This is a genomic window from Frankia sp. CcMO1 (assembly GCF_977945845.1).
In genome coordinates, this window is sequence record NZ_CDWTMG010000158.1 from 1 (window position 1) to 487 (window position 487).

The 487-nt window shown below is 65.3% G+C and carries 1 pseudogene; it reads left to right on the forward strand.

The features are described 5' to 3' along the window. Window positions 1–464: pseudogene (locus AC08OU_RS17125) on the forward strand (IS701 family transposase); the annotation flags it as partial. Window positions 465–487 lie beyond the last annotated feature (23 nt).

The window sequence follows — 487 nt, forward strand, 5'->3', positions numbered from 1 at the left end:
TGGTCACGGTCGCGGGACGCCGGTGGGGAATCGAGGAATGTTTTCAGGCGGCGAAGAACGAGGTCGGTCTCGACCATTTCCAGGTCCGTATGTACCACGCCTGGTATCGTCACATCACCCTGGCGATGCTCGCTCATTCCTGGCTTGCGGTCACCGCGGCGAAGACCCGCGAGCAGAACCCGCCGCAGCGCCCTCCGGCGACGAGGGCGGTGGGCTACCAGCGTGACGGCCGTGGCCTCGCGATCCCCGAGCAGCCGGAACCAGCCGGAACCGGGATGATCCCGTTCAGTCTCAACGAAATCCGGCACGTCCTCGCCCTGTTCGGACAGGCTGCTATCCCAGCAGCGATGATCACCTGGTGGTCGGACTGGCGCCGTAGCCACCAGGCACGCGCCCGCCACTACCACTTCCAAACCCGGATCCGAGCCAACCAGGCGGACGTCATGCGGGCCGCGACCACGTAAGGATCACTGTCACTGGAGTACTA